Source organism: Brenneria roseae subsp. americana (assembly GCF_003115815.1).
GTDB lineage: Bacteria > Pseudomonadota > Gammaproteobacteria > Enterobacterales > Enterobacteriaceae > Brenneria > Brenneria roseae.
In genome coordinates this window covers 301,480-323,743 of record NZ_QDKJ01000005.1, presented here as the reverse complement: position 1 = coordinate 323,743, position 22,264 = coordinate 301,480, and the positions used below count along the sequence as shown (strand labels likewise).

26 protein-coding genes and 1 pseudogene are annotated in these 22,264 nt (G+C 52.1%); 2 read left to right on the top strand and 25 right to left on the bottom strand.

Annotated features, from left to right (window positions below; translation table 11 throughout):
* Positions 1-41: 41 nt before the first annotated feature.
* The 24 genes and pseudogenes from B4923_RS08925 to B4923_RS08815 all read right to left on the bottom strand — a co-directional run bounded on the left by B4923_RS08925 (position 42) and on the right by B4923_RS08815 (position 17,539).
* Entirely contained in the window at positions 42-800 is a 759-nt protein-coding gene (locus B4923_RS08925) for a hypothetical protein (RefSeq protein WP_109053986.1), read from the bottom strand.
* Positions 801-1,396: 596 nt separating this feature from the next.
* Entirely contained in the window at positions 1,397-1,915 is a 519-nt protein-coding gene (locus B4923_RS08920; RefSeq protein ID WP_109053985.1) for a MerR family transcriptional regulator, read from the bottom strand.
* A gap of 72 nt (positions 1,916-1,987) precedes the next feature.
* Positions 1,988-2,653, bottom strand: a complete 666-nt coding sequence (locus B4923_RS08915) for a Gp138 family membrane-puncturing spike protein (protein WP_245929513.1) — start codon at positions 2,651-2,653, stop codon at positions 1,988-1,990.
* Positions 2,644-3,555, bottom strand: a complete 912-nt coding sequence (locus tag B4923_RS08910; RefSeq protein WP_109053984.1) for a phage protein — start codon at positions 3,553-3,555, stop codon at positions 2,644-2,646. The genes B4923_RS08915 and B4923_RS08910 overlap by 10 nt, the downstream gene beginning before the upstream one ends.
* Positions 3,542-5,242 carry a lytic transglycosylase domain-containing protein gene (locus B4923_RS08905; RefSeq protein WP_109053983.1) on the bottom strand — a complete coding sequence of 567 codons (1,701 nt, stop codon included), beginning with the start codon at positions 5,240-5,242 and terminating at the stop codon, positions 3,542-3,544. The genes B4923_RS08910 and B4923_RS08905 overlap by 14 nt, the downstream gene beginning before the upstream one ends.
* Positions 5,235-5,414: a hypothetical protein gene (locus B4923_RS08900; RefSeq protein WP_109053982.1), complete on the bottom strand. Its 180-nt coding sequence runs from the start codon at positions 5,412-5,414 to the stop codon at positions 5,235-5,237. The genes B4923_RS08905 and B4923_RS08900 overlap by 8 nt, the downstream gene beginning before the upstream one ends.
* A 159-nt stretch (positions 5,415-5,573) precedes the next feature.
* Positions 5,574-6,557 (bottom strand): helix-turn-helix domain-containing protein, encoded by a 984-nt coding sequence (locus B4923_RS08895; RefSeq protein ID WP_109053981.1) that lies wholly within the window; start codon positions 6,555-6,557, stop codon positions 5,574-5,576.
* Complete coding sequence (locus tag B4923_RS08890; protein ID WP_109053980.1) at positions 6,548-7,003, bottom strand: ProQ/FINO family protein; 456 nt, start codon at positions 7,001-7,003, stop codon at positions 6,548-6,550. Before B4923_RS08890 ends, B4923_RS08895 begins: the two co-directional genes overlap by 10 nt.
* Positions 7,004-7,011: 8 nt before the next feature.
* Positions 7,012-7,449 carry a single-stranded DNA-binding protein gene (locus B4923_RS08885; protein WP_109053979.1) on the bottom strand — a complete coding sequence of 146 codons (438 nt, stop codon included), beginning with the start codon at positions 7,447-7,449 and terminating at the stop codon, positions 7,012-7,014.
* Positions 7,450-7,618: 169 nt separating this feature from the next.
* Entirely contained in the window at positions 7,619-10,312 is a 2,694-nt protein-coding gene (locus B4923_RS08880) for a TOPRIM and DUF927 domain-containing protein (RefSeq protein WP_109053978.1), read from the bottom strand.
* Positions 10,313-10,322: 10 nt separating this feature from the next.
* Positions 10,323-10,955: a hypothetical protein gene (locus B4923_RS08875; protein ID WP_109053977.1), complete on the bottom strand. Its 633-nt coding sequence runs from the start codon at positions 10,953-10,955 to the stop codon at positions 10,323-10,325.
* Entirely contained in the window at positions 10,952-11,155 is a 204-nt protein-coding gene (locus tag B4923_RS08870; protein ID WP_109053976.1) for a hypothetical protein, read from the bottom strand. The genes B4923_RS08875 and B4923_RS08870 overlap by 4 nt, the downstream gene beginning before the upstream one ends.
* Complete coding sequence (locus tag B4923_RS08865; RefSeq protein ID WP_109053975.1) at positions 11,148-11,354, bottom strand: hypothetical protein; 207 nt, start codon at positions 11,352-11,354, stop codon at positions 11,148-11,150. Before B4923_RS08865 ends, B4923_RS08870 begins: the two co-directional genes overlap by 8 nt.
* Positions 11,347-11,535: a hypothetical protein gene (locus B4923_RS08860; RefSeq protein ID WP_109054007.1), complete on the bottom strand. Its 189-nt coding sequence runs from the start codon at positions 11,533-11,535 to the stop codon at positions 11,347-11,349. The genes B4923_RS08865 and B4923_RS08860 overlap by 8 nt, the downstream gene beginning before the upstream one ends.
* Positions 11,525-11,725, bottom strand: a complete 201-nt coding sequence (locus tag B4923_RS21075; RefSeq protein ID WP_205558028.1) for a host cell division inhibitor Icd-like protein — start codon at positions 11,723-11,725, stop codon at positions 11,525-11,527. Before B4923_RS21075 ends, B4923_RS08860 begins: the two co-directional genes overlap by 11 nt.
* A 26-nt stretch (positions 11,726-11,751) precedes the next feature.
* Positions 11,752-12,009, bottom strand: a pseudogene (locus tag B4923_RS08855) (ash family protein); the annotation flags it as partial.
* A 79-nt stretch (positions 12,010-12,088) separates the two neighbouring features.
* Positions 12,089-12,694 (bottom strand): BRO-N domain-containing protein, encoded by a 606-nt coding sequence (locus B4923_RS08850; RefSeq protein ID WP_109053974.1) that lies wholly within the window; start codon positions 12,692-12,694, stop codon positions 12,089-12,091.
* A gap of 12 nt (positions 12,695-12,706) precedes the next feature.
* Positions 12,707-13,153: a hypothetical protein gene (locus B4923_RS08845; protein ID WP_109053973.1), complete on the bottom strand. Its 447-nt coding sequence runs from the start codon at positions 13,151-13,153 to the stop codon at positions 12,707-12,709.
* Between the two features lie 8 nt (positions 13,154-13,161).
* A complete protein-coding gene (locus tag B4923_RS08840; protein ID WP_109053972.1) occupies positions 13,162-13,362 on the bottom strand; it encodes a helix-turn-helix domain-containing protein in 201 nt (66 codons plus the stop codon).
* Between the two features lie 113 nt (positions 13,363-13,475).
* Positions 13,476-14,111: a hypothetical protein gene (locus B4923_RS08835; RefSeq protein ID WP_109053971.1), complete on the bottom strand. Its 636-nt coding sequence runs from the start codon at positions 14,109-14,111 to the stop codon at positions 13,476-13,478.
* Complete coding sequence (locus tag B4923_RS08830) at positions 14,108-15,535, bottom strand: integrase family protein (protein WP_109053970.1); 1,428 nt, start codon at positions 15,533-15,535, stop codon at positions 14,108-14,110. Before B4923_RS08830 ends, B4923_RS08835 begins: the two co-directional genes overlap by 4 nt.
* A 381-nt stretch (positions 15,536-15,916) precedes the next feature.
* Positions 15,917-16,279, bottom strand: coding sequence for a CopM family metallochaperone (gene copM, locus B4923_RS08825; RefSeq protein ID WP_109053969.1), 363 nt, complete (start codon positions 16,277-16,279; stop codon positions 15,917-15,919).
* A gap of 245 nt (positions 16,280-16,524) precedes the next feature.
* Entirely contained in the window at positions 16,525-17,013 is a 489-nt protein-coding gene (gene spy / locus B4923_RS08820) for an ATP-independent periplasmic protein-refolding chaperone Spy (protein WP_109053968.1), read from the bottom strand.
* Between the two features lie 229 nt (positions 17,014-17,242).
* Positions 17,243-17,539 (bottom strand): hypothetical protein, encoded by a 297-nt coding sequence (locus B4923_RS08815; protein ID WP_109053967.1) that lies wholly within the window; start codon positions 17,537-17,539, stop codon positions 17,243-17,245.
* Between the two features lie 221 nt (positions 17,540-17,760).
* On the opposite strand from B4923_RS08815, the gene B4923_RS08810 reads away from it, so the two are divergent.
* Positions 17,761-19,764 carry an NADPH-dependent 2,4-dienoyl-CoA reductase gene (locus tag B4923_RS08810; protein ID WP_109053966.1) on the top strand — a complete coding sequence of 668 codons (2,004 nt, stop codon included), beginning with the start codon at positions 17,761-17,763 and terminating at the stop codon, positions 19,762-19,764.
* Between the two features lies 1 nt (position 19,765).
* Here B4923_RS08810 and rlmG read toward each other — a convergent pair whose 3' ends face one another.
* Complete coding sequence (gene rlmG, locus B4923_RS08805; protein WP_109053965.1) at positions 19,766-20,905, bottom strand: 23S rRNA (guanine(1835)-N(2))-methyltransferase RlmG; 1,140 nt, start codon at positions 20,903-20,905, stop codon at positions 19,766-19,768.
* A 181-nt stretch (positions 20,906-21,086) separates the two neighbouring features.
* Between rlmG and B4923_RS08800 the strand changes: the two genes are divergently transcribed.
* Positions 21,087-22,085, top strand: coding sequence for a Gfo/Idh/MocA family protein (locus B4923_RS08800; protein WP_109053964.1), 999 nt, complete (start codon positions 21,087-21,089; stop codon positions 22,083-22,085).
* The last annotated feature ends 179 nt before the right edge of the window (positions 22,086-22,264 follow it).

Genomic DNA, 22,264 nt, shown 5'->3' with positions numbered 1-22,264 from the left:
AAAAAAACCGGCTTCGTAGCCGGTTCATATAGCGGTTAGCCCTATTGAGCACGCTTATACTGCCAAAGGAAAAGCGCCCATTCACCAAAATCTACCCGATTCGCATAAAGTAAATAGGAGCGAAATGTCTCGTCTGAGATTGATTTGTCGCGTGTCATCGCTGCCCACATACGCAGCCCTTTAGCCAGGTAAGCCACACAATTGTTATATACCATCCCTTGCGTATTCCACGGCACGTCATGGGGCTGACATTCGGTTGCTTGGTAGTCTATGTGGTCGATAAAACCATTCTTACCTAAATAAAAGAAATCCCGTCCATTAACGAGCACATCATATTTATCCTCTCTAAAACCAGACGGCTGTAGCGGCGTGACCTTAACGGGGACTCGATCCAGTCGGCATGTGACATTTTCCCGGTTGATAATATCGAGCAACTTCTTAACCACTTGATCGCCGCCCGGTGCTTGCAGGTAGCATCTTTGGCGGGGTATTGAGGCTATGCGCGCCTCTTCCCTCTCTTGTTTTGCAATATCCTCTCTCTTTGTTCGCTCCCAATCTTCCTGCATTTTTCTGTTTTTTTCTGCCATCGTGGTATTCCATTTTCTGGCTTGTTCAATTTTTTGATTGGAAATACTCGATGAACAGCCAGCAATAAAAAACGGTAGTAATGCTGCCAGTAGTGCCACGTTCCATCGCATAAATTTACCTCTCATAATCAGATGTTCAGGAATGATATCGGCATTTATGGCAGAGTCTGTACTGTTTGTGTCCGCTGGTGGCATCAAACCACCAGCAGCCATTTTCCGGTATGTAACGCTCGTAGCGTTAACATTTGCATACATTGTATGGGATGAGCTTACTTTTATGGACGCGGATCCAATCCGTTGATCTGTTCCGACTACCCCAGAGCCAGCCAGTAGAAAACTCCTAACAAAGCAAAACGCCAGTATTCACGCAGTTTTTCGGCAATATCGGCAAATTGATTTCAATTGGCGGGCAATTTGATTTTCAATTTGAAGAATTGATTTTTGGCATAGCGGCCTTGTCCGACCGTCCAGCTTTCCGACCGTTTTTTGGTCGGACACTTTACACATTAATGGTCGGGCGCTTTACAGGTGTTCGACGCTATCACCGGGGTAAGATGTGCCTGGTAACTCACTGATAAAACGTAGTGCTAACGAACGGTCAGAATTGAGGAATGCGTTGCTCTGCGCCTGATATACTGCCGATAACCTATATAAATCTATATATGGACGCTTTACACGTTGGGGTGATTCTTGACGTTACCACGATAAGGTTTACGGCAAACCTTAGCATGTCTGTACCTCACAGCTTTACACTCGGTACAAAAACGTCAAGGCCTGTCAAGATTTCTGCCTTTCACCTGGCTGGTGGTTTATATTTTGTTGCCTTGCCGTAAGCACAGCGCTGATAACCCCTGAGGACTCCAATCAGCCTCATCATCAACATGCCACGCGACATAGAAAAGCTCTGCCCGCAAAAAAGTGATCGCCACATCCACGCATCCTTTATCGTAGAATTCGTGGCGTACACTACCGCCCATGTACAGAGCAATTACGGATTCCTGTTCGTCGTATTCGCTGCTATCAACGTCATAGCCCAATTCCTCAGCAGCAGCCACCAGGCGAGTTAAGCGATCGATATGACTATCCTCATCAGGCTTTTCGCCATCGTGTTGGCTCACCCAGTCAGCGGCCTGTTTCCATGTCATTTCCATCGTGCGATGCGGCCACGGCGAATCACTGGCCTGGTTTCCGCCGGCGCGTTTCTGTTCGGTCGCTGTAACATCGATTTTCGCGCCAGAAAGAACCACCTCACCCTTTTTCACCCAGTCATATACCGTCTGACGGCTTACGCCACAATGCCGTGCATATTCGGCTTTACTCATTAACATGGTCATATCTCCGCGTTCTGCTGGCGGCCGGCAGTCGTCCGGTATCAATCCGGCACCTTGTTTGATAAGGGATTATCGCGGCCCCTGTGTGCTGCCTGAACCTGTTTCCACTCCATCATGAACGTGATCGCCAAATTCGATTTCCCCCACTGATAGGCCGCCAGCGGTGACCTCAGTTCGACCGTTTAATGTCGTTTTGCCGCTGTGTGTCACGCCATCTGGCGAAACCGTCAACGAAACGCCGCCACATGTCAGGACTATCCCGCTATCCGTCAGGTGGATACGCACCGAACCGTCGCGGTTGCTCATGCCCATACCGGACGTGGGCAGATCGGGAATCGCGGTTTTCAGTGATCGATAACCAGGGGAGAAAAAGGCATCATCAGCGGAGAAGTGGCGTTCATCAGTTGGCGCCACAATGCCGCCCTGATCGATCCACGCATCGATAGACTGTTTCGCGAAATGAACAAGCCCTTCCGTTCCCGCCGGCAGTTCATGGAACATTACCCAATCAGCCGTACCGGAAAAGCGCACAGGCACGTTGATAATAATTGGCACATTGACATAGCGACCGCCTAACTTGCGCTGGATACCACACTGTACTTGTGCGCGTTGCTTCACCGAGTTGTAGGCCATGATATGACCGGGGATTGTGGTCATTACATCCCGGATTGCGGAGGTTTTCACCGCCTCCATAGCGCGGTATAGCGGGTTTTCCTGTGAATTACTCATTGCCATGGTTGTGTCACCTTGTTGCTGCGTATATAAGCGGTAATCGTGGTTGTCCAGTCATCGCGCCAGAAGTTACCGATGTGATCGACACTTTTCACCACCAGCCGGCTTTTGTTTCGGAATGCTTGTGAATATTCCTGCATATTGACGTGGTACATATCACTAAAGCCCAATTGTTCATGCTCGGAGTACACCAGGATGACATCGCCGGGGCTAATGACATGATCCAATCTGACATCGACCTCGACATAATCCATATAGATACGCGGTATACCTTCCATGCCGTGGTTTATGTCGATCACTCTCGGCTTGCCGCTTTTTTCTGCGCCATTACGGATGATGGCTACGCCGTCCGTTTTCAGCCACCAGTCAAAGTCGTAAATACGTTTCAGGGCATTCATTGCGTCCTTGGTCATTGCCATCAGCGTTTTACCCTGAATAGCAGGAGGCAAATCAGAGAAATCGCCGATGATGTCCATTGGCAGGCCAAAGGTGGCAGCGGTGTCCCGGATAATCTCAATCGCTGGCGTATTCTCCCCCCATGTTTGTGTCACAAAGGCGCTGGACATTTTTTTACCATCACAAAAGCAGTAAAGCGTCAGGCTGGTGGCCACGCCGTCGCGTTGTGTTGAGCGGTTAAATATCTGCCCCCGATAAATCAGCCCGCAATTGCCCTGATAACCGGCTTTAATCTCTACCGTGTCGTATTTATAAAAAATATCCCGCCGCGTGTCTTTCGATGTGCCATAGATCGTGATTTTTGCCTTGCCGGTCATGTTGCCCGGCGTATGGGACACGTTAAAAACAACCTGCATCGGTGGGGCGAAAGTAAGGGTTCCCCTGCCGCTGCTGCTTGAGATGGTGATCAGGTAATCCCGACCAAACCGCTTTGAGTTATCGGCCATCATCTTTTGTCAGCTCCACATATTCACGCGACTGCTCATCCATCACTCGACGAACGGCGCGTTCGGTTTCTTCTACGCCTGCTACGCCGCTAATGGTGATCTGGTTGGAAATCGTTACCGGACGCGATGAGCGGGAATTGCTGCCATATTCGCCCTCGTCATCGTAATAGCTGCCGCGTGGGTGGGGGTATGATGGCCGCGTGTTATAGGGCGCCATCAGTTCATTAAACGTAGGGCTGGTGGGCATGTGACCTGTCACCTTACCGATGTATTTCCTCGTTTCCGTTGGTAGGGCGTTCATGCCGTACTCGTCCACGTTCCCCATGCCCCAGTTATACGACGCCAGCGCTTTGGGCAGATTGCCGTTGTGCCTGTCCATCAACTGGCGCATATAGCGTGCGGCCGCATCAGCGGATTTCTCCAGATTGAAAACATCAGAGCCGTACAGCCCCATATCTTTGGCTGTGCCGGGCATAAACTGGAATGGCCCCAGGGCACCTTTTGGGGATATCAGATTTTTGCCACCCGATGATTCAGTTTGGTAAAGCCCATTGAGTACGCCGGGCGGTAAGCCGTACTTGCCTTCTAAGGAGGAAAACAGTGATTGCTCACCGCTGCGTGGCATCGCTGCGCTGGAAGCGGGTTTATCGTAAGGGGAAATCCAGCGGCCATTTTCATAATGGCCTTTGCCATTGCCGAGTAGTGCCTGTCCGAAATCGCCCCAGCCCTGCGCCGTGCGGATATTCTGGAAGTATTCAGATTCGCCAAAAATGCCGTTCAGCGCACCATCAATAAAGGGTTCGGAAGTCACTGCCGCCGCAACGGGCAAGCCCAGTTTGTGCAAGCCCGGAATACCCAGCGCCTTAGTTGTCTTTGCCGCCGCCAGAACAGCCACGCCCGCCGCGATACCCTTGATATAGGGCAGGCTTTCACGGATAGAAGAAACAATATCGGTTTTGTTCGCCAGCAGCCATTCATCGGTTTTCTGAATAAGTCTGGTGATTTCCGGCGTCAGTAGCGCACCAATCGAGTTATTCAGATCCATCATGTTGGTGGCAAGGTCAGTGACCGCCGTCCGGTATTCGGTACCGATTTTTACGTCATCGTCACTAACGCCATTACTGCGCTTGTTGAATTCAGCAAAGTATCGATCAATGCCCGCACGCCCCATGCGAAAGAGCTTTTCATCATCTTCATTGATGTTCATCCCTGCCCGGAAGTTTTGCAGGCCATCAAAGCCGGACGCCGCCGCCTGGTTATAGTAATCGGCCATCGTCTTGATCACTTCCACGCTGTCCTTGCCTTGCAGGTCATGAGGGTTAACGCCTGCATTATTCATAAAGGCTTTATCGCTGAATGTGCCATAGGTGGCGGTGAGCGCCCATGAGTTGGCCTTATCGATAAGGCTGTTGGCGCTGGTGCGTTTCCCCCCGGCTTGCTCCATCGCATAACCCAGCCGCAGCACATCGTTACGGGCAATGTTGGCGTGCTTACTGAATGCCTCTAAGTCCGTCACCATGCGGGAAAAGCCTGCCGTCATCGCATTCAGGCCAGTGATACCCCCGGCAGCAGAGAACAGCAGCAGGGCAGTATCCTTGACGCCCTTTAGGGCATCGTTGGCTTCCTTGAAAGATTTTTGATCGACATCCAGCCCCAGCGATACCAGTAGCGAATCAATGGTTTCAGCCATGTGCTACCTCGATATCTTTTAGCGCCTTATCCATCAGGCTACGTGCAATCACATGGATAGTGGGCGCAACACCCAGCGGTGACTTGCTGCGCTCCTGCTCCTGAAGACGGCGAATTGCGCCTACCTGCTCTTTACTGAGTAATACCGGTACCACTTTCCCGCGTGCGGTCATACAACACCCCATACATGATATTATACAGTGTTGATTATTGCATAAATTAAAATGATATCAATTAACGTTGCAATAAATGGGATATTAAGGCGTAAAAAAACCGGATTGCTCCGGTTAATCGAACGCCTGCAAAATTTGCAGGGGGTTGCCTCCAAATGCCTACCCATCCAACCCGCCGCCCAGCAGATTGAGATACACCGCATCGTTATCCCCGCCACAGTCCTGGTGCCGGTCATTTTTCAGAAACCATTTCAGCACGGCAAGCGCTTCTTGCCGGTGGATCGGGCTGATAGTGGATAGTTTGCCATCCAGCCAATCTTCCCGGTCACAGACACATTGATCATGTTCATAAAATGTATCCCCCAACTCTTTGCTGGCGGCGCTGCGCATCGCATAGAGCCAGCGCCAGAATTCAAATTCGCGCACCACATCAGAAAGCGTATGTGGCTCAGGCAGAACGTCACAAAAGCCCTGATGCGCGGCTGAACGGGCATCTTGCACTTCGACGGATCGCAGTCCTTCCAATTCGCCGCTCTCGATCTCGTCCGGCGTCATGCCGTAGTTCTCATCCACCAGCAAGCCGGATTGTTCAATCAGGTGCTCCGGCTCGGTTGGCTCCATCGCAGCTTCATAGCCTCCGTAATACGCCCGTACCTGGCTGGCGGTATCAATCGCTTTCCTCGCGTTCTCAATACAGCGCTGAGGATTGTCCATCCCGATGGTACTGAACGCCGCAATAAACAATTCTTGCCCCTGCGACACCATCCAGTTGCGGTAGCGATTTTCGGCCTCCGGCGGGGTGATGGTGAGTTTTTGCAGAGCGATTTCCGCCGCCGGCAGGTGGGCAGGTTCATTCAGCTTGATAACCTCCAGTACCCACAGATACGCATCAGTCTGGCGATGACCGGTAATTACCCGCTGCGGGGGTAACGGTTTAACGGTCGCCAGTTCGGTACTGTAGCGCGGCGCAGGGATGGAGAACATCGCCCTATGCGCCGGATTGTCCGCAAACAATCCGCTTCGCTGGCAGACACTGCGCACGGTCGGGTGCTTCATGCCCATATGCGTGGCTATCGTGCGGTAGCCCATCCCGCCACGTTTAAGGCGGATAATCTCGGCTTTCTGTTCTGGCGTCAGTCGCATTTTGCATCCTCTGTACGCAGGGCTTTTTTCTGCTTGCGCTGTGCTCTGGCACGCTCCTGCTGTTCGGCGGTAACGTCGCCCTGAGGATTGCCGTTCAGGTCGTAGCGTTGTCCACCAGCCGCCAGCGCTTTGATATAAGCAGAACGATGGACATACAGCCCCAGGGAAAAACGCAGCGAACCCGCGCCGGATAATTGGCGACGTTCGATATCAGCCGCCATCGCCTTATCGATCCCGATAGCCAGCGGGCGGGGATTTTCCAGATTGAACGCATCCGGCCAGAGTGAAACTAGCCGTTCGAGTTTTTTCCGGTTCTTACGGTTTTGCTTATTGCTTGTTTTTTCCGTCGCCCGTGAGGTGTCGGCTGTGACATGTCCCGACGTCGTCGCCGTGCTCACGGTGGCGCGTTTCAGACGTAATACCGTGCGTGTGTTCTCGGTCATCATGGCGTTCCTCAAAATGGCGCGTCATCGCTAAAATCGGGTGCGTTGTGGCTATTACCTTGTGCGCTCTGTTCGTGTGCGCGACGCAATGCGTCAGTGGGTTGGCCTGCGGCACCCTTGCGGCCTCCGGGTCGTACCGTTCGGGCGCTCACTACACTGTCAGCAATCACCTGGTAGCCGGTTTGTACGTTACCGTGGCCGTCTGTCCATTGGGTGATTTGCATGTTGCCCGATACGCTCATCATGTCGCCTTTCTGGTGTTTCGCCAGCGCGTCCGCCTGTTTGCCAAAGGCCGTCACCGCCAGCCAGAAAGTAGCTTCGCCGTTCTCTGCCTTCTGACAGGGCAACGGTACCGCCATACGGGTGAAACTCATGGTGTTACCGTTGCTGGTGGTGCGGCTCTGTACATCCACCACCAGACGGCCATAAGCGGAAATTTGTGCTGTCATGGTTGTTTTACTCCCCTCAGCCGTTTATCGCTGTTGGTTCAAAATGCCCCTTTGTTGGTTCAGTGTCGGTTCAAAATGGAAAATATTTTCCTTACATAACAAGCATCTTTACACATTGAACCAACTGAACTGACTGAACCAACACACTTTCTACGTATGTGAGTAAATCCTATTCTGGCTGGCCGTCCTCCGGGCGATACTGAAGCACATAGACATTTATCTGCCGCCCATCGATACGCGGAGACTTGCGCTGATAGCCGCGCCCGCTGGTGGGCGGGGTCAACATCCCCGCACTGCGCAGGATTTCGGCAAACTGCTTGGCGTTAAACCCTTTGGCGATTTCGCCTTCAAAGGTGGCGGGGAAGGTGTAGAAAATCATCGGGGCTTCGTCATGCTTCCCTCTGTCGCGGTATCCGGCCAAATCCCGAATAGGCAGGCTGGCGGGATCATAAGGCAACGGCGCAAACCGGCTTAGCCCACACGCATTAAGAAACGCCTCGCACTGCTCGATAATCTGCTGGTGCTCTTTGTTGCCGGTACCGAATTCACGTACCCAGGCATTAAAGCTGTGCTGTATCGCGTCCCGGCTCGTTTGCTCATCCCAGCCAGTGATAACCTTGCCCAGCGAAAGCGCCGCCTCCATCACGGCAAAGCGCCCGGCCACGCGGTGAACCTGTTCGCCATAATCAGCGGGGATCAGCCCACGCCATCGCATTTCGGCGGCTCTCACGGCCTCGATAGCCTGTTGCTGGTGGTCGGCAAGGTACTTAATCCATTCCCGCCCGGCGGCGCCGTAGTGCTGCTGATAAGCGTCTTTCAGCGCATCGGCATGCTGTTTGCCGTTGCTGTGCTCATGAAAGCATATCGCTTTGCTTAACGGGATATTCAGCAGGCGCACCAGTTGGCCGGCTTTGGTCTTTCTGCCCACACTGGCGATGAAAGTTTCCAAATCCATTTCGCCGGTGCTGATCGCCACCGTGCGCCAGCGTTTTAAATCCCGGTTGCCTCCTTCTTTGGCCCCCTGTAGCTTGCCGACGCCATTAAACAGCGCATAGGCGGCTTGCGCCACGCTTACCGGTTCAGCGCCTTGCCCGACCTCATCCAGCGGCATCAGGCCGTCATTGTGGGCGGCGGCTTCGTTCGCCAGCCCCAGCGCGGTGCCGTACCACGTCAGACGCAATAAATCGGGGTTGCCGTACAGACTGGCGGAGACATTCGCCGCCGTGGTCTTGCCGGCGCTGGATTGCTCATAGAAATGGATACCGAACCCATCCGCACCGCTCAGGCCAATCAGGGGAGCGGCCAGCGCCGCCGCTATGCCGGTCATCATGGAGTAGTTGCCGTCTACCAGCCGCGCAATGCTGCTGCGCCAGCTTTCGGCTGTGCCTTTGACGGTGTACCCCGCCGCGGCAGAACTGCGACCGTTGAACAGTACCGGCTTGTCAGGATTCCCGATAACTTCACCGTCCGGCATGATGTAGGCGCCGCACTGCCAGCCCGTCGCATGGGCGATATGCCAAATCTCATGCATCGCGCTGCGCTGAATCCAGTCGGCCAGTATCGCCCTTAGGCTGTTTTTGGTGGTGACGTTCACGCCGCCGTTTTTCAGCGTTCGCCAGCCCTCGCGCTCACCGATATCAGCCAGGGGAATAGCCTGCGTGGTATCCGCGTTCGCGCCGATTGCCCGCCAGCGCATAATCAGGTACTGGTCTTTTTCATCCCGCCCAATGCCCACCACGTTCAGCGCGGAACATAGCCAGCTTTCGTTGTTGATCACCTCGCCACTGTCTTTATCCACTTTTGGGGTAAGCCAGAAAACGCCATCGCTACGGCTCTCTACACGCGGCCTTAACGGGTCGTCATGCGCAGGTTTACCGCCGTCTGATAGAGCATAGAGCGAATCGGCAAACGCTTGTTTCGCGGTGGTCAGTCCATGTTGCTGGCGGTAATCATCCCAGTCGGCCTTTTCGCTGGTGGGCGGCAGTGTTACCCAGCCGTTCACCTCACGGGCGGCTTTCTCGGCCCAGTCTTTCCCCGCGTTCGGCTTATCGGGGGAAATATCGTTATCCGCGGCAAGGATGATTTGCGCATTGGCATACAGGGTGTGCATCGTCTTTGCCACCGGCACCATATTGCCCGCGTCGATAGCGGCGATGGTCAGCGCATCCGGGCGTATCAGGTGAACACTTAACGCGGTTGCCAGCCCTTCGGCGATAATCACCGTGTCGTGCTGCGCGGGGGCGTTAACCGCATGATAGGCTCCGCGTTTGGTGGAATCCGTCACCAGTCGCTTGCTGCCATCGGGCTTTATAGTCTGTGCGGCTGTGGTAGTGCCGTTCGCGTCCTGTAACGCCAGTAGCAGGGTGCCATCAGACAGCAACGGATACGAAAAGCCGGTTAACCCTTTTCCGACCAGATACGCCGACTCTCCCGGCTGTGCCTGCGCGGTTAGTTTCGCCAGACGATCGGCAAAGCGTTGGGCTTTCACTCCAACGGAAGGAGAACGGGAATTATTTTCCGTTGGTAGTTGTCGGGTTTTGTCCTGGCCGGTGACCTGCTCCAGCGTTCGGGCATCCATACCCAATACCTCCGTAACCATTTGCGCGGCGTCCATTGCGGCGCATTGGCGAACGTTCATCACCAGCGCCAGCCCGTCACCGGCTTCCGGCTCGCAGTGTCGGCAATGCCATGTCCCGCGCCCTTTCAGATTATCGAACTGAAAGCGATCGGTACCGCCGCAGGCCGGGCAAGGGGTAAGCATTGTCGGATGACGGGGAACCTCGATCCCCAACTGAGAAAGCACATCAGGCCAGCGACCAGCAGCGGCGGCGGTCACGTTGCGGATAAAATCGATATTACGCATTCAATCGCCCTCAGTGCGCCGTGGGTGTCGGCGGAAACTCATTCATCTTGATTGCCTGTATCGTTCTGTCGTGTAAGGTCGCCATCACTCCGCGCCCGATATCGGTAAGTTCACCGGTTCTGAAGTCGATCATGGCGACGTAAAACGTCAACGCGTTGCGTATCCCCTCTTCGGTGCCGTAACACTCCATCAGCCCACCTTCCACAACACTGGCGATCGCGGAACGCTCCGACCAGGGATAAATAGGGATAGAGCCGTATTTTCCGCGATACAGCGTGGCGGCGACTTCACCACCTTTGCCGTCTGACACGGTGATATGGCCGTTAAGCTGCTCCTGGTCGAGCACAAATTTCACGGACACGAACCAGCGCCATAAAATCAGCTGCTGCCTGTCACTGGGCTTGAAATAACCATGAATAACGGCATCAGTCAGCGCCCTGAGAACCTGAATACCGGCCAGCCATTCGCTATCGTAAAAATCACTATCCAGACGGGAAACAGCTTCATCAAACATTATCAGCAATGCCTCACCACCTTGACTGGCAGCGCCTTGATGAATGATGCGTATCCCCTCTGGCAGCGCATCAACACGATGGGGGGCGGATTGCTCCGCCAGTGTGGGAAAGGGAAGGATCTTGTTCACTTTGTTTCTCCTGCTAGCGCCACATGCCAGCCCGCACGCTTTGCGAGATCGATAAAACCATCTACGGTTAATGCGATTTGGTCATCAGAAAGCGGCATATCACGCTCCACTTCCCCGTTCTTCACATACACCAGCACACGGCCAGTGAAATCAGGGGCGACATTTAATGTCGCAGTAATGGTTGGGGTCTGGTTAGGCATCGCAACCCCCTTTAGAAACCTCACTGGCGTAATCATGGGCGATGTCGCTTAACTCAATACCCACGCTACGGTGGCGTTCTGTGTTCATCAGGAACATGCCCGCGTTCAACAATCCGGCAATATTGGTGATCGCATCCTCGGCATTCATCGCCATGCCTTTGAACGGGTTAGCGGCTGCGTTTTGCGCATTATTAGGCATGGGACACCTCCGCTTGTGCTGGTTCTTCCTGGCTGGTGCGGTACAGCTGATCGATACGCTCTTGCAGGACAAACAGCAGGATTTCACGCGCCTGTGGCTCATCGGTATTAACAGCGGCGTAGGCCAGCGCACGGCATTGGTCGATAATTTCTTCGAGCGCTAACGGGGTGTTATCGAACATAGCGCACCTCCTGAACGGGCAGGCGACCAGCGAAAAAGCAGACATAATCACGAACCAACACGCGGCGGGCTTCACGCTCAGAAACAGCAGGGATATGGTGGATAACAGGGGTGATCGTCGCACCGTCACGACGAACGGCGGCAATAAGCCAAACAAATTGCGGTTTTTGGGTAGGGGTAGTAGCCGACATGTATCAGCCTCCAGTAGATAGCGGGTAACGCTACCACCGGAAACGCCAATTTCGCTGGTGGTAGCCCAGACGGGGTTGGCGTAACCGGCTCTACTGGATACCGGCGAACCTTGCGGTTCCCCCGCCTGAGCCACCATTACTCTTGAAAGGCGTCGGATTATATACCAACGCCCAGAAAAAGGGTGTGTCAGGCTAACGGCACAAAAAAAGACGCTTGGCGCGTCATGTGTCGCCAGTAGAATGCTCAGGACGCCAATCCCGACACCAGATTTTGCTGGTGCCATATGACCATAGCCCATGTTCGCAGCAAACGGCAAGCGGTTTTTGCGTACAGTGTGCGCAGTGTTGATGATATGAAGGTAATTAATCATGAGCGTTACCTCCCGCCAGTGGTAAGGCTGGTTGATACTCACGCCATAATTGTTCTTCTTCCGTGCTTAAGTGCCGTTTCTGCTGTTTGCAGGCTTGCAGATCGCGGCCTTTCTTACTGGCTTGCTTTAGATAGGATTGCTTACGGCGCGTGAAGTCATGCAGGAATGCCCACGGCACACCGTCAGAGCCGGTTTTACGAATGGACGGTATAACCTCACGGAATACCCAAGTACTAACGCGATGGGCGAGCGTGCCGGGTGTGGTGGCTTTCCGACTGCGGGCAATCAGTTTGTAGAAGCCGGACTCGGAAACAGCCCCGTGGTTAGGGTTGCCTCGAATACCGTAGGTTAAAGCTACAGTATTCTTTTCATCAGGGTCTAACGCTGTCAAAGCATCCCGTGAGTTGACTACCTCCAGTGCGTCGCAAACATCTTTTGCAATAAACCACGGCTCACCATGAATGTTCACGATCCGCACCTTCATACCCTCAAAATTGATAACAGAAATATCCTGTTCACTGGTTTTGAAAATATCGCTCTGGCTGTTTTCAGGGTGAGCGAATCCCTGACCGTTAAGGTCATTATTTTTTGATGTCATTATCAGGCTCCGTTAGCTGGCGGCGTAATCCGGGTATAGGCTCAGGATATGGTTAATTTCCTGCTGGGTAAGTGGCTGGTGTCCGTTCGTCACCGCGCAAGCGTTCACCAGGGTAATAACTTGCTGAACATCAGCGCGTTTTGTGAAGCGATAGCGATAATGGCTACCGATACCATCCGTATTAGGCTCATCAATACGTTCAAATTGAATATTAAGGCGGCGCTCAAGATCAGTAAGATAATTTCGGCCAGATGATAAACGACACTGGCGCAGAATTTCATTCTCGGTAATACCAGCATCACCGGAATAAAGGATCATCAGCCTCGCCTTATGCTTCTTGGGGACTGGTCTTATCCGCTCTGGCTGGCTATCATATCCACCAGCAATATTAGTTTGCGCAGCAGGTTTTATTTGTTCAAGTTGACGCTCGGTAGCACGGGCGTTTTTCATTTCATCCATTCGCCACCTCACGCACACTGCCGAACCGACGCCAGATAGTCATCTAAATCCGATTTCAGATAGATCGTTTTCTTGCGACCGACTTTATAGAAGGGAATTTTTACACGCCCAGAACTATGCCAGTTCGCCAACGTTCTCGGACTCACGCCAATATAATCGGCGGCTTCTGGTCGGGTAAATTTAGTGGTTTTTGTTTCAATAACATTCATAACGCTTCACCGTGTCAGTTAGGTAACAACGGTGAAACTATGGGCGTTACTCGGTGTGTTAGGTAGCCCAGCATCCGGCTATTGGGTAAGCAATAACCGGCTATTACTCATAGCTACGATAATATTAAGTTAAAACTTGTGTATTTTTTCGGTTGGGGGGGTTGGATTTTTTCTTTCTTTATCCAATTATCGATACTTTTAATGCTCACCTTACCGTCAAAATGATCCCGTAACTTTTCACACATACGTTTTTTGCTAGCTCCGGGATGTTTTTCCCACGTTAACTTAGCTATACGTAGCGCCTCTTCTCGGTAATAAGGTTTACGGGGCTTAGACGATATCGTTTTTTGCCTCGATGACTTAATAACCTCTTCAATGCCACTCAGTTTCACATGATCTGATTGGTTATCAATTAATTTCTGATACGCCTGAATAAGTAGTTTATTACTCAATTCATCGTGCCCATAAAGGTGAAGCACACATGCTGCTTTAAAAATTTCATTAGCGTCCGGGCATACCGAGTTAATTTTTTCATACTCAAATACAAACCGACCATCTAACATACATTCAAGTGCTCTTTCCTTAGATAATGGCTCGCGCGTGATGTTGCTTACAAAGGTAAACTCATGAGATTTGGCCCTTTCTTCTGCTCTATTCTTCGTGTTGTTATCAAAATCAACCCAGTAGCAACAAGCATCAATAAATTCATATGTGGTTGAAGTTAACTGACGTTCTGAATAAGTTTTCATGTTTTCTTGCCATCTGCTGGATTATTAAGGAATTGAAACAACATCTTTCGCTTATCTTCATCCGCCATAGCTCCTATTACAGCCAATAGCTGGGCATCAAGATTAGCGGCCTTTTCCACCAGCCCGGCATATTCAAGAATGGCCTGTTCTATCTTTCTGGCTGGTTCCTGCAATTCGTCAGCGCCGAAATGAAGATACCCTTGCGTTACATCAGCACTACGCAGCGTTCTATGGTTCATGAGGCGTTTAAGGATATAAGAGCCAACTCCAGCCAGTTCCGCCACTGTCCCAAATGTCCTACGGGCATCGTGACATTTGAATTCAATCGCCGGCAGGCCATCAGGATTAGGCTCTGGAACAGTGGCAGCAACAATACGCGCAATCACCCTGCGCGGCTCCTGAATAACCCCACCGTTCCGACCAGGGAAAACCTGCATATCCCTTTCTCCTTTCAGTTGGAGACGGCGCCGGAATATCTTTAGTAAGGTTCCGGTAATGGGCAATTCCAAAGGATCGCCGTTTTTAGTGGTATCAATCCAGAAATACCGCCCGCCCATATTTACCTTGTCCCACGTCAGCCCGAAAACCTCCGAGCGGCGCAGGCCGGTAAATAAGGCTGTATCAATCGCGTCACACATAGCCACCGCAATATCATCCCGGGTTTCTGTGGCTCTCGCTCTGACGGTATCAACGGCTTTCAACCATCGCCCTAAATCATGGGTACGGATACGCTCCGTTTTTCTGACCGCTCCATGCCACTGGCGTTTAGTGCTCAACACCATTGTAGGCGGCTCAGGAAGCAATGTTTTCCCTTCATCATCCCGGTAATGATCGTAAGAGAAGCGGTAAACAGCGCGTAAAGCCCTCGCCCATAAATCTGCCTGTGCTTTACTGCCAGAACCCACACCAGAACGCAGAGTGCTTTTATCAACCCCAAACCACACGGTGCCTGCTGTAATGGCTTTATGTCGGTTCTCTACTCGCTCACGGCTGATATTAGTCATCGGCTGTTTCATCCAGTCACCAGAGAAGTTATTGAGCGTTGCCCTATATTGATGTTCTGTTGCTGCTTTGAGGCGGTGGCCGCGGTTATGAATATAGGTATTAATTGCTTCTTCCAGTGTTACCGTGCTTTTGTTCTTTGCACGCTTTAAAACATTTGGGTTCTTGCCGTTCGCCGCCACCTCGCCAAGTAATTCCAGCGCTTTGGTTCTGGCACTATCGACGGTCAGATCGGGAAAGCGTCCCAGCGTCACCCGGATGAATTTATTATCTCGGTACCGCGCCACACAGAAAGACTTTACGCCCGTTGGCGTAACCCGTAAGCGCAAACCCTGCACAACACTGTCAGCGAATTCCAAACGCTTGTTCTGGTCGGGTTCGATCGCAATAAGAGCGGCTTTGGTGAACCTTAAGGTTTCCATCTACTCCCCAACCCCGGGGATATGCCGGGGATATTTTACATAGGTAATTATGGGTAATATTAGGGCATATTGGAGGGGGTGAGAAAGCGATAAATTACTGATTTTTCTATATCAAGTAAAAACAGTGATTTAAGTGACTCAAAACTCATAATCGAGTGGTCGTTGGTTCAAACCCAACAGGGGCCACCAGAATTTCAAGGAGTTACGTTAACCGCGTGGCTCCTTTGTTTTTTCTGAGCTATTCACGCCATCAGCATATCCCGATCGTCTGGGATATTGATAACCTCCTAGAATCGTCATCAATGGCCGTATCCCGGTACGATGTTACCGCTGTCCATCCGTACCCTGCCCCCGGAAACGATGCGCATAAATTACGCATGATTATGGCTTTTCATGCTTTTCCAGCCAGGCCTGCATCTGATCGATTTCTGGCTGCTGAGCTTTGATTATCTCTTCCGCCAGCTGACGTAACTCGGGATCTTTGCCGTATTTTAGCTCTGTCCTTGCCATGTCAATTGCCCCCTGATGGTGAGCAATCATGCCTTTGGCAAAAGCAATATCAGGATCGCTGGACTGCATACCTTCCATCATCCGGGCATGCATCTCATCCATCCCTTTCATATAAGCCTGCTGAGATGATTCCGTTTTATCTTCAGAACCATGCCCGAGGTGGGCACTATCCGCAGCAAACGTACAGAGCGGCGCCAATAAGGCCGCCATAATTAACAGATTCAATTTTTTCATCGCACCCCCTCATTCATTCTTTCTAAGGATAGACGTTCCAGTGAGAGGAAGGTCAAGAAATGGGTGAAAAATCGGGCAGAGCCGCGCTGGCGAATCTGAACCGCAGGTAGGCCAGCGCGGCAACAGAACATATGCTCGCATGGTTTCCCAAAAATAAAAAACCGCCGAACCTCTCTCCATCGCAAAATAGTGCCAAGCAATGGAGAAATCCGGCGGTCTTAAACGTTTATTGAGCTATAAAAAACTTACTGGGCAGGTGCGGGCGCGGTCCTGCCAGCATGTCTCGGCTGTTGAGGTTGAGTCAGCCGTTTTTCAAAATTCTCACTGTATTGTTTCTTCTGTTCAGGCGTCAGAATGTTATAAATCTTATTCTGCGTTTCCAGCGCGTTCAGGATCCTGGCTTTACGCGTTGCATCCGCTTTATCCAATTGCGCCTGTGCTTTTGCCGCATCAAAGGTATCGGATGTGATCAGGCTATGCATTTCGCGGCGTTCATCCTGCATGGTCTTACGCATATTTTCGCGAGACGCATCTTTGATTTCTTTAATCTGCTGTTTCTGCGCATCGGTCAGATTCAGTCCGTTGAACATCATCTCCATGCCATGATGTGCCCTTCCGTCTTTCATCATTCTGGATTCTGGCATCGGGCCTTTAGGTGCTTCATTCGCATGGGCAATACCCACCGCGCTCAACGCCAGAGAAGAAGCTACCAGCATCGCTGCTAATTTACGCATTATTATATCCCTCACTCAGGTTTAACTTATTTGGCGACGGTTGTCGCGCTATCGAGGTGAAGTATAGGCCTGACAGTTTCAGTTAATTAGAGCAAGGGTAAATCTCTGCAAGTAATGACTTCACATTTGCATCAATTGTGGAGAGTACGATGGAATTGTGTAAGGAAGAAGGAGAATTGCGTTAAATCGATTATGACTGACTTCACATCAACCACGCCGCCAGTTCCAGTTATGGAAGCGAACGACTGAACTCGGAGGCATCCCTGGCCAAAGCATCGAGATGGGCGCTGATAATTTTTACTTTCTGTAGCAGCGGATTACGTTCCGGTGAGCTATCCATCGTGTTCAGTCGCGTCAGCAGTTGCTCAATCTGTGAGGAAAGCTGCGCTTCACGCTGCTTCGCCAACAACAGTTGCTGCTGCAACTGTTGGCAGTCACGTTGCCACTGGTATTGCTGCTGTTGAACGCTTCTCTCCAGCGCCTGCAATGCTTCTTCCAGCTGCGTTTCCAACTCTTCGAGCCACATGAAAGGTACCTTCGATTGATTATCGGGCGAATTATAATGACACATGACCCTGACAACAAACAATCTGATGAATCCTTATCTGCGCCCGCCTTTTTCCACATCGTTCGGAATGATATTTATCACAATAATAAAACAAAAATTTCACAACTTAGCTAATTGCCGCTAGATTTATTGCAATAACTCATCAGACCAGTTGTGCTTATTACCTGCCGGAGATTGCAATGACTGCCTACCCTCATCTGTTTTCACCACTCGATCTGGGGTTCACCACATTAAAAAACCGAGTGGTGATGGGTTCCATGCATACGGGTCTGGAAGAGCATCCCGACGGTACAAGAAGACTGGCGGCGTTCTATCGTGAAAGAGTCTCTGGCGGCGTAAGCCTGATCGTAACAGGGGGGATTGCGCCTAACGCCAAAGGGGCGGTTGTAAAAGGTGGCGCTACGTTGCACAACGCATCGCAGTTACCCCACCATCGTGCGGTAACACAGGCGGTTCACGCAGCCGGTGGCAAGATCGCTTTACAAATCCTTCATGCCGGACGCTATAGCTACCAGCCTGACCCGGTTGCCCCCTCTGCGCTACAAGCCCCCATCAATCCGTTTATGCCGCTGGCGATGACTCCCGCGGAGATAAAGCAGACGGTTGACGATTTTGCACACTGCGCCTTTCTGGCACAGCAGGCAGGCTATGATGGGGTGGAGATCATGGGTTCGGAAGGTTACCTGATTAACCAGTTTCTCACCGCCCGAACCAATCATCGGGATGACGCATGGGGCGGCGATTTTCAGCGCCGTAGCCGCTTTGCCCTGGAGATTGTCCGGGCGGTCAGGAACGTGACGGGTGGCGAGTTCATCATCATTTATCGCCTTTCCATGCTCGATCTGGTTGAGGGCGGATCGAGCTGGCAGGAAATTGAACAACTCGCCCGGGCCATAGAACAGGCTGGGGCAACGCTCATCAATACCGGTATCGGCTGGCATGAAGCCCGTATTCCGACCATCGCCACGCTGGTGCCGCGCGGCGCTTTTGGCTGGGTAACCAAACAGCTGATGGGCAAAGTGGGCATCCCATTAATCGCCACCAACCGTATCAACGATCCGGCGATCGCGGAACGGCTACTGGCCGAAGGCTGTGCCGATATGATTTCGATGGCGCGTCCATTTCTGGCTGACGCGGCCCTGTTGCAAAAAGCGGCTGAGGGGCGGGCTGATGAAATCAATACCTGCATCGGCTGTAATCAGGCCTGTCTGGATCAGATTTTTGTCGGCAAGTTAACCTCCTGTCTGGTGAATCCGCGGGCCTGCCATGAAACCGTCATGCCCGTTACGCCGGCGAAGACCATAAAACGGCTTGCCGTGGTCGGCGCGGGTCCTGCGGGCATGGCGTTTGCCGTTAACGCCGCCGGACGCGGTCATCAGGTCACGCTATTTGAATCTGCGGAACAAATCGGCGGGCAATTCAACATTGCCCGCCAGATCCCCGGTAAAGACGAATTTAATGAAACGCTGCGTTATTACCGCCGCCAGTTATCATTGCATGGCGTTACGGTGCGATTGAGTATCCGGGCGACGGCGGCAGACCTGACGGATTTCGATGACGTGATCCTTGCCTGCGGCATTGTGCCGCGTACTCCGGTGATTGAGGGCATCGAACATCCGAAGGTATTAAGTTATCTGGACGTACTGCGGGATAAGAAACCAGTCGGGCAGCGAATTGCCATTATCGGTGCAGGCGGCATTGGATTCGATACCGCGCACTACCTCAGTCAGCCCAAACATGCCGATTTTTACGAAGAATGGGGGATCGATCGCCGACTTGAACAACGTGGCGGTCTGTTGGGCCATAAACCGCAGACGCCCAGCGGGCACAGAGACATTACGTTATTACAGCGCAAAGCCGGTAAGCCAGGAGAAGGTCTGGGAAAAACCACAGGTTGGATCCATCGGGCCAATCTGCTCCGGCATGGCGTCACCCTGCTCGGCGGCGTGAGTTATGAACACATTGACGATGAAGGATTGCACATTGTGCACCAACAGATGGCAACGTGCCTGCCCGTAGACAACATCATTATCTGTGCAGGTCAGGAACCCTGTCGCGACCTGTACCAACCGCTACAGGACGCGGGACGTCGGGTTCATCTGATTGGCGGTGCCGACATCGCCCAGGAACTGGATGCGCGCCGGGCGATCGAACAGGCCACCCGACTGGCATTGACGATATGATTTAACGAGACGCCGCCGTTTTCACCGCCCGTAGTACCACAAACTTGGCGTTGCTGGCGATCACCTCGCAGTTGCCAAACAGGCGTTTCAGCTTATGGAAATAATCCAGATGGCGATTACCCACAATGCGTAATTCCCCCCCGACCTGGAGACAACGACGCGCATCAAGAAACATCTGCCAGGCAATTTGGTCTGTTACCGCCTGCTGTTGATGAAACGGGGGATTACACAGTACAGCCTGTAACGTATCGCGCCCCACACCGGCCAACCCGTGATTAACGGCAAAACCACAACGCTCGTTGTCTTGCGGACAGTTAACCTCAACATTCATTTTGCTGGACGCAACCGCCATATAGGATTCATCAAAAAAGCTGACAAACGCATCGGGATTGGCCGACAAAGCCGCCAGCCCGATAACGCCATTGCCGCAGCCTAAATCAACAATTTTGCCTTGCAACTGTTGTGGTAGATGTTGCATGAAAAAACGCGCGCCGATATCCAACCCGCTGCGCGAAAAGACATTCGCATAGTTATGGATACGGTATCCGTATTCTTCCAAATCCCAAATATAAGTTGGTGATTGCTCACTGACGTTTGGCTCAGCGAATTCACAGTGAATCAAACGCGCCTTTTTCCAGGCCAGCGAGGTTTTGGTCGGCCCCAGAATGCGTTCGAACAGCTGTAATGTCGACGTATGGATATCGCGGGCTTTTGCCCCGGCGATGATCCGCGTTTGCGGAGTAACCACCTGGCGCAGCATACGCAGCTGATGTTCTAACAGCGCCATGGTTTTTGGAATTTTGATCACCGCCAGAGCCGGCGCGGCAGGTAACAAATCCAGACTATTCAACAGCTCTACCGAGTCTTCTTCAAAATCGTTCAACGCCAGATTGTGCCGCGTCGCCAGTTGACTCAGGTAAGAATCACTGATGCTGACGGGCGACTGCGCCTGTAAACCACAGGCCAGCGCACCAAAAGCATCGTTAAAAATCAGACGGGGCCCAGGGGCGATTTCCATCGCAGAAAGCTCGCGCAGCAAGAATTCATCTGCCGCTTCCCACGCCTGTAGCGCCGAGTTATCCGCCACTTGAGGATAACGCACCAGGGTCAGACTACGCGTTTCCAGTTCGAGTTGGCTCATTCGCCTCTCCTGAGTCATAAAATTTGCGCTGTTTATCCCTTAAAACCGCACGCCAGTAAATGCTTTTCTCGATTGGCCGGAAAAATGCACGCCGTCCGCTGTATTAACAGTAACATTGTCTTGTTATTTCACCATGGTAATCTGATACTCCGCACGGATGTCAGCAGGATACCAAACGCTTATGATTCGCTTTGCTATTATAGGAACAAGTTGGATCACTCGTCAGTTTGTCGATGCCGCCCATGAAACCGGTAAAATGAAGCTGACTGCAATCTACTCACGAACCCCGGAGAAATCGCAGCAATATCAGGCAGACTATCTGGTTGACGCGCTATTCGGCTCGCTGGAGGAAATGGCTGAATCCGATCTGATCGACGCCGTTTACATCGCCAGCCCCAATTCACTGCATTGTGAACAATCACTGCTCTTTTTGCGCCATGGCAAACACGTTATCTGTGAAAAGCCGCTGGCTTCCAACCGATATGAAGCGGAACAGATGATCGCCTGTGCCAGAGAAAATCAGGTGGTGCTGTTCGAGGCATTCAAGACCGCCAGCCTGCCGAATTTCGGTGTGGTACAGCAGGCGCTGCCGAAAGTAGGCAGATTGCGCAAAGTTCTGCTGAACTACTGCCAGTACTCTTCGCGCTATCCGAAATATCTGGCAGGCGAGAACCCGAATACCTTTAACCCGGCGTTCTCTAACGGCTCCGTTATGGACATTGGCTATTACTGTCTGTCTTTTGCCGTCGCACTGTGGGGAGAACCCGGCACGGTTCAGGCCAGCGCCACGTTGTTGGACAGCGGCGTGGATGCGCATGGCAGTATCATCTTGAATTACGGTGATTTTGACGTAACCATTGTTCACTCAAAAGTCAGCAACTCTGCCATTGCCAGTGAGATTCAGGGTGAGGATGGCTCATTGGTTATCGAGAAACTGTCGGAATGCCAGCGGATTATGTTCATTCCCCGTGATGGAAAACCGCTCGATCTCAGCCAGCCGCAGCACATCAACAGCATGCTGTATGAAGCGGAAAACTTTGCCGCGCGGGTGGCGGTCAATCATCTGAACCATGCGGAACTCGCCCGTTCACGCGCTGTGGCAGGGTTATTAACCGAAATCCGCCGACAAACCGGGGTGATTTTTCCTGCCGATACCGCGACGGCGGAACGTTCGACATAAAAGGCACCGGGATAATTATTTGACCCGGATCAAGTTTTCACCTATTGTTTGTCGAGCAAAGGGGAGTAACTTTCCTGCCGGTTAATCGTCATTACGGTGCCTAACGCACCCGGTTACCGGGCAACTTAATGAAACGACTTCATTACTGTTGTAAGTGAGACCTTGCCGGAAGGCGAGGT